9 protein-coding genes are annotated in these 6,083 nt (G+C 45.2%); 6 read left to right on the forward strand and 3 right to left on the reverse strand.

From position 1 onward, the window contains the following. Nucleotides 1–25: 25 nt before the first annotated feature. Nucleotides 26–973, reverse strand: coding sequence for a methionyl-tRNA formyltransferase (gene fmt, locus HGT71_RS15360; protein ID WP_214218555.1), 948 nt, complete (start codon nt 971–973; stop codon nt 26–28). A gap of 30 nt (nt 974–1,003) precedes the next feature. Then, the gene (gene def, locus HGT71_RS15365) at nt 1,004–1,510 is read right to left on the reverse strand and encodes a peptide deformylase (protein WP_214218557.1); all 507 of its coding nucleotides are present in this window, start codon (nt 1,508–1,510) and stop codon (nt 1,004–1,006) included. Nucleotides 1,511–1,611: 101 nt separating this feature from the next. On the opposite strand from def, the gene dprA reads away from it, so the two are divergent. Genes dprA through HGT71_RS15395 form a run of 6 tightly spaced genes read left to right on the forward strand, consistent with a single transcriptional unit; the run spans nt 1,612 to nt 5,419 of the window. Next, the gene (gene dprA, locus HGT71_RS15370) at nt 1,612–2,748 is read left to right on the forward strand and encodes a DNA-processing protein DprA (protein ID WP_214218559.1); all 1,137 of its coding nucleotides are present in this window, start codon (nt 1,612–1,614) and stop codon (nt 2,746–2,748) included. Next, nucleotides 2,720–3,193 (forward strand): DUF494 family protein, encoded by a 474-nt coding sequence (locus HGT71_RS15375; protein ID WP_048912833.1) that lies wholly within the window; start codon nt 2,720–2,722, stop codon nt 3,191–3,193. Before dprA ends, HGT71_RS15375 begins: the two co-directional genes overlap by 29 nt. Before the next feature lie 23 nt (nt 3,194–3,216). Next, entirely contained in the window at nt 3,217–3,768 is a 552-nt protein-coding gene (locus tag HGT71_RS15380) for a DNA topoisomerase family protein (protein ID WP_214218563.1), read from the forward strand. A gap of 4 nt (nt 3,769–3,772) precedes the next feature. After that, nucleotides 3,773–4,345, forward strand: a complete 573-nt coding sequence (gene tsaC, locus HGT71_RS15385) for an L-threonylcarbamoyladenylate synthase type 1 TsaC (RefSeq protein ID WP_214218565.1) — start codon at nt 3,773–3,775, stop codon at nt 4,343–4,345. A 4-nt stretch (nt 4,346–4,349) separates the two neighbouring features. Further along, nucleotides 4,350–5,171 (forward strand): shikimate dehydrogenase, encoded by an 822-nt coding sequence (aroE, locus tag HGT71_RS15390; RefSeq protein WP_214218567.1) that lies wholly within the window; start codon nt 4,350–4,352, stop codon nt 5,169–5,171. Beyond that, a complete protein-coding gene (locus HGT71_RS15395) occupies nt 5,168–5,419 on the forward strand; it encodes a DUF1488 family protein (RefSeq protein WP_214218569.1) in 252 nt (83 codons plus the stop codon). Before aroE ends, HGT71_RS15395 begins: the two co-directional genes overlap by 4 nt. Here the strand turns inward: HGT71_RS15395 and HGT71_RS15400 are convergent. Then, nucleotides 5,401–5,940: a gamma carbonic anhydrase family protein gene (locus tag HGT71_RS15400; RefSeq protein ID WP_214218570.1), complete on the reverse strand. Its 540-nt coding sequence runs from the start codon at nt 5,938–5,940 to the stop codon at nt 5,401–5,403. The genes HGT71_RS15395 and HGT71_RS15400 overlap by 19 nt on opposite strands. Between the last annotated feature and the right edge of the window lie 143 nt (nt 5,941–6,083).

Here is a 6,083-nt window from a genome sequence, read left to right on the forward strand (position 1 = left end):
ATGGTGATTGAAAGACCGAGGCTTTCTAATGTAGAACCGTTTCAGGCGTAAACCACTCTTGTCGAGAATTAAGCAGGTCTTGGGTCGACATAGGTTTTTTACCCGCTGGTTGCATTATTTCTAGGTTAAGAATGCCTTCACCGGTCGCCACTTGAATACCTGATTTTGCGGCAGAAATGATCGTCCCAGGGATAAACTTCTCATCAGAAGCGATCGCTGAAGCACGCCAAACTTTAATATTCTGGTCGCTGATGACAAAATAGCTAAATGGCCACGGGTTGAATGCCCTAATACAACGCTCTAAAGTTATAGCTGGTAGGTTCCAATCGATACGGGCTTCTTCTTTACTCAATTTATGAGCATAAGTTGCTAGGCTATCGTCCTGTTTCTCAGGTACCAGTGTATTTTGTGAAAGCTGATGCAAACTCTCTAAAAGAGCTTGAGGACCTAATTCAGCAAGTTTGTCGTAAAGCGATGCACTTGTATCCTGCGGTAGGATAGGGCAAGAGACTTTCAACAGCATATCACCAGTGTCTAGACCGACATCCATCTGCATAATAGTGACGCCTGTTTGTGTATCACCGGCCCATAATGCTCTTTGGATCGGTGCGGCACCTCGCCATGCGGGAAGTAACGAACCGTGGACATTCAAGCAGCCCAATTTAGGCATTTCTAATACATTAGCGGGCAAAATGAGGCCGTAAGCGACAACCACCATCACGTCTGCATTCAGATCAGCCACTAATTGTTGTTGTTCAGCATTACGCAGTGATTCTGGTTGAAAAACCGGGAGGCCATGGGCTTCGGCAAGAACCTTAACGGGAGACGGCATCAGTTTTTTCCCGCGTCCAGCTGGACGGTCGGGCTGCGTGAAGACTCCAACAACTTGGTAAGGTGAGTTGAGCAATACTTCCAGATGTTTTGCAGCAAAATCCGGTGTCCCGGCAAAAATTATTTTTAAGGAGTCTGACACTGTACCGTTCTCTACGTAATAAGTAAGGGATTAGCCGCGGTTTTGACGAGCAAGTTTTTCAAGTTTTTGACGAATACGTTGACGCTTTAAAGGTGAGAGGTAGTCGATAAAAAGCTTACCCTCTAAGTGGTCGATTTCATGCTGAATACAGATCGCCAGTAAACCGTCAGCATCAAGCTCAAACTGCTCACCTTCACGGTTTAACGCTCGCACGCTCACTTTCTCAGCTCGTGGAACTAACGCACGCTGTTCAGGAATGGACAGACATCCTTCTTCAATACCCGTTTCACCACATTTGCTGAGGATCTCTGGATTGATCAATACGAGACGTTCGTTACGTTCTTCGGAGACATCAATCACGATAATGCGTTGATGAATATCAACTTGAGTCGCCGCAAGACCAATGCCTTCTTCGGCATACATTGTCTCGAACATATCGTCGACAATCTGTTTGATATCGCTAGTCACTTGAGCAACAGGCTTTGCTACTTTGCGAAGCCGCTCGTCAGGATAATGTAGTACTTGTAACACTGACATAAATTTCCAAATTTCTATTCAAAAAGGGTTAATTATTCATGCTTATTGTAGCCCTTTCACTGCATGATTGACAGTCTTGATAAGGCAACGGAGTGTTCACTATGCAAACGGAATTAAAGGAAATCGAAACCTGGCTACGATGTGTAGCGATAAAGAATATTAAGTATCCTCATCGTCTGTATCTGATTAACGCCCTACAGCAACAGCCAGAGATAAACAGCGATACGCTTCGGCAGCTTGGGCTGACTGACTCGCAAATTAGTCAATATAGTGGTTTTCCGGTACAAGAAATTACGTGCGCTCAACAATGGATGGCGGGTAAGGGGCAGTATTTTATCCACTACCATCATCCCTATTACCCCCAATCCCTCAAGCAGTGTGCATCGCCGCCGTTATACCTCTTTGCTGTTGGAAATATAGCGCTATTGGATAAGGTACAACTTGCCATAGTGGGAAGTCGTCACTGTACATACTATGGTAAGTATTGGGCCGACAGGTTTTCGAGCGATATTGCTCGGCACAATATTGCTATTACCAGTGGACTGGCGGTAGGAATTGATGCCACGGCGCATCGTGCAGCATTATCCTGTACAGGGGAGACAATTGCGGTATTAGGAAGCGGATTAGGGCATGTCTATCCACCTGAGAATATTTCTCTTTATGATGAAATCATCGATAAAGGTGGCTTAGTCGTCAGTGAGTTTCCGTTAGGAGTACCGCCGAAAGGCACTAATTTCCCGAGAAGAAACCGAATTATCAGTGGGCTGAGTGTCGGCACATTAGTGGTTGAAGCCTCACCGCGTAGTGGCTCTTTGATCACTGCCCGGTATGCTCTAGAACAAAATAGAAATGTTTACGCTCTACCCGGTTCGTTACATAGCCCCTCTTCGGCTGGTTGCCATTGGTTAATACAACAAGGCGCATTACTGGTGAGAGAGGCTGGCGATATCATTGAAGATCTACACTCGGCTCATCCTTCTGTGCTATATCCGCCGATCAACTCAATAAATTTTGAGCAGAGTGATAAAGTACCATTGCCATTTGTTCATCTCTTGGCTAACGTAGGAGATGAGGTAACATCTGTTGACGTTGTCGCTGAACGTGCCGGCCAACCTGTGCCAGAAACAGTTGTCGCATTACTGGAGCTGGAGTTAGCAGGGTGGATCGCAGCTGTACCCGGCGGCTATGTCCGATTAAGGAGGGCAAGCCATGTTCGACGTTCTAATGTACTTGTTTGAGACATATATCCACAGTGAAATTGAAATGCAGGTGGATCAGGATAAGTTGACCAATGACTTAACTGATGCAGGTTTTCATCAAGAAGATATATACAATGCTTTGAGTTGGTTAGAAAAGCTTGCAGATTATCAAGATGGATTAGTCGAACCATTGTTGATGCTTAACGACCCTCTCTCTGTTCGTATTTATACAGAACAGGAAAGCATGAAATTAGATGCAGAATGTCGGGGCTTCATTTTACTGCTTGAACAGATGCAAGTCCTCAACATTGAAACACGTGAGATGGTTATTGAGCGTGTAACTGCTCTCGATACCCAATCATTCGAGTTGGATGATCTCAAATGGGTAATATTGATGGTTCTTTTCAATATTCCTGGGTGTGAGAACGCCTACCAACAGATGGAAGACCTACTATTCGATGTAACGGATAGAGTGATCCACTGAGAATCGCTGTTAATTGTGAATCCATGTCTAAAGTCGAATTATTTTCTGCAGCGCAACAAGAGCTCTGCCCCCAGTGTGGCGCAGAGCTCGTCATACGCTCGGGCCAACATGGCCCATTTCTAGGTTGCTCAACGTTTCCGCAATGTGATTTTCTTCGTTCGTTAACCCCCTCTGCTGATGGGCATATCATCAAAGTGCTCGAAGGTCATGCTTGTCCTGCGTGTGGTGCCGATAAGGCATTAAGGCAGGGACGTTATGGAATGTTTATTGGGTGTACTGACTATCCACATTGTGATTATTCTGAGGCGATCACCCATGCCGATTCGACGGAGGTGCCTTGCCCTGAATGTCAGCATGGAACGCTAGTAAAAAGACAATCGCGCTTTGGTAAAACGTTTTATGCCTGTTCAGAATATCCCAAATGTCGCTACGCGTTGAATTATCCGCCTGTTAGTGGAGTATGCGCCCATTGTGGTTTTAAGCTGCTCTATAATAAGAAGAGTGCGAAAGGGATTAAAACCTTTTGTGCCAATAAAACCTGTGGAATAGAAGCCAGTTCTATTTCTGAAGAGTAAACGAATGTCTAACATCTCTTATCAAGAATCATTAACCCACTGTATCGCTGCACTGCAAGATGGAAAAGTTATCGCTTACCCTACCGAGGCTGTGTTCGGTCTTGGCTGTGATCCGGATAATCAACAAGCTGTCGAGGAATTACTACAGCTAAAACAGCGACCAGTAGAGAAGGGACTTATTCTGATTGCGGCGTCTTATGAGCAATTACGTCCTTATATAGCCGTTGACGAAATCAGTGAGTTACAAGAAAAAAGAATGTTAGGTCATTGGCCAGGACCGGTGACTTTCGTTGTACCAGCATCGCCCAACGCTCCTAAATGGGTCACTGGGAAATTTGAGAGCATTGCGGTGCGAGTCACAGACCATCCTGTTGCTCGGCAACTTTGTGAATCAGTCGGTAAACCATTGGTTTCAACCAGCGCCAACCTATCGGGCCAGCCTCCCGCTAGAGTTTGGGATGAGGTTATCGATCAGTTTGGAGAGGATTTTGCAGTGGTTAAAGCTGCGACCGGGGGACGAGAGAATCCTTCAGAGATAAGAAATGCTTTAACGGGCGAGCGTATTCGTGAGGGATAACAAAATGCACAACTATGAATATGTCGTAATAGGAAACCCTATTTCCCACAGCAAATCCCCTTTTATTCACCAGCAGTTTGCTAAACAAACCGCTATTGCTCATCACTATGGTAGCTTGCTGGTGGAATTGGGGGCATTCGAAAAATCAGTGAAGCAATTTTTTGAGCAGGGCGGAAAGGGGGCTAATGTCACCTTACCCTTCAAGCAAGAAGCTTTTGCACTTGCTGATCACCTAACAGAGCGTGCGCAATGTGCCGGTGCAGTGAATACCTTAAAGCTGCTCGATAACGGCGAGATTTTGGGGGATAACACTGATGGGATTGGCCTTGTCTCAGACCTTCATCGGCACTTTACTTTATTGGATAACGCTAAGATTCTTATCTTAGGGGCTGGTGGTGCAGCAAGAGGGGCAATCCAACCTCTACTGCAGGCAGGCTATCAGCTATCAATAAGTAATAGAACGCAATCTAAAGCGGAAGCGATGATTAATGAATTTAAGGAGATAGGCATACTCTCTCTCCATCTAGAAAGTGACACCCATCATGATTACGATCTGATCATTAATGCGACCTCAAGCGGAGTAAGCGGTAATCGCCCACCGCTGAGTGAGCACTGCTTCACACCTAAGACCAGTTGTTACGATATGTTTTACCAAGCCGGTAACACGCCTTTTATTGATTGGGCAATAAGCCACAACGTAAAAGATACGGCGGATGGACTTGGAATGTTAGTCGGGCAAGCCGCACACGCCTTTGCGCTTTGGCACGATATTATGCCTGATATCGATCCTGTGATTATGCAGCTGCGTAGTGAGATGTCTGCATGAATCAAGCAATACAATTTCTAGAAGATGAATACCTCGACTCTGAGAGGCAGGCAGTGGTTTTCTCAGCATTAGACAGCGGCCGTAAATTGACTTGTGCCATGAGTCTTGTCGAGTTAAGCAACCACTTCGGCGAAGGAGAGCCACTCACACTTTTCGACCAGAATCGTTGGGATATTGAAGAAATGGCCGAGAAGGCCATTACCCTTGAGCTTGACGATAGTCATGGCTGTTACTGGCTATCGATATAATCTTGCTTCCAGTTTGTATAATTTTCTGCTGATTTTTTTAAACCTTTTATTTCGTCATCTGTTAGTGGGCGTACTTGTCTGACTGGATTACCCATATAGAGATAACCACTGATTAGTTTTTTATTTGACGGAATAAGGGTACCTGCACCAATTAATACGTCATCTTCAATTTCAACAGCATCAAGAATGATGCTACCCATCCCAACTAACACTCTATTACCGATCCGGCAACCATGTAGCATCACCTTATGGCCGACAGTGACGTCATCACCAATGGTAAGGGGGTGGCCGAGTGGATTCTTCTCCGAACGATGTGTCACGTGTAGTACCGAACCATCTTGTATATTGCTTCTTGCACCAATAGAGATCTGATTAACGTCGCCACGAATAACCACAAGTGGCCATATACTTGAATGATCCTTAAGGATCACATCGCCGATAACCACCGCAGAGGGATCAATGAATACCTCTTTACCAACAATTGGGGAATACGCCTTAAAGCGTCGCAATGGGTTTTGCATAATCTTTCAACCTTTTGAATATGAAATCACGGTAAGGATCGCCTATTTCTAAGGCAAAATGCAGCCTTTTTATACGGAGTGATTCATTAATCACCACTCAGTAAAAAAGTTTAAATAATCCCTTGCGCTCTGAGCGGAACTCC

It is taken from the genome of Rosenbergiella epipactidis (assembly GCF_018494055.1).
Lineage (GTDB): Bacteria > Pseudomonadota > Gammaproteobacteria > Enterobacterales > Enterobacteriaceae > Rosenbergiella > Rosenbergiella epipactidis.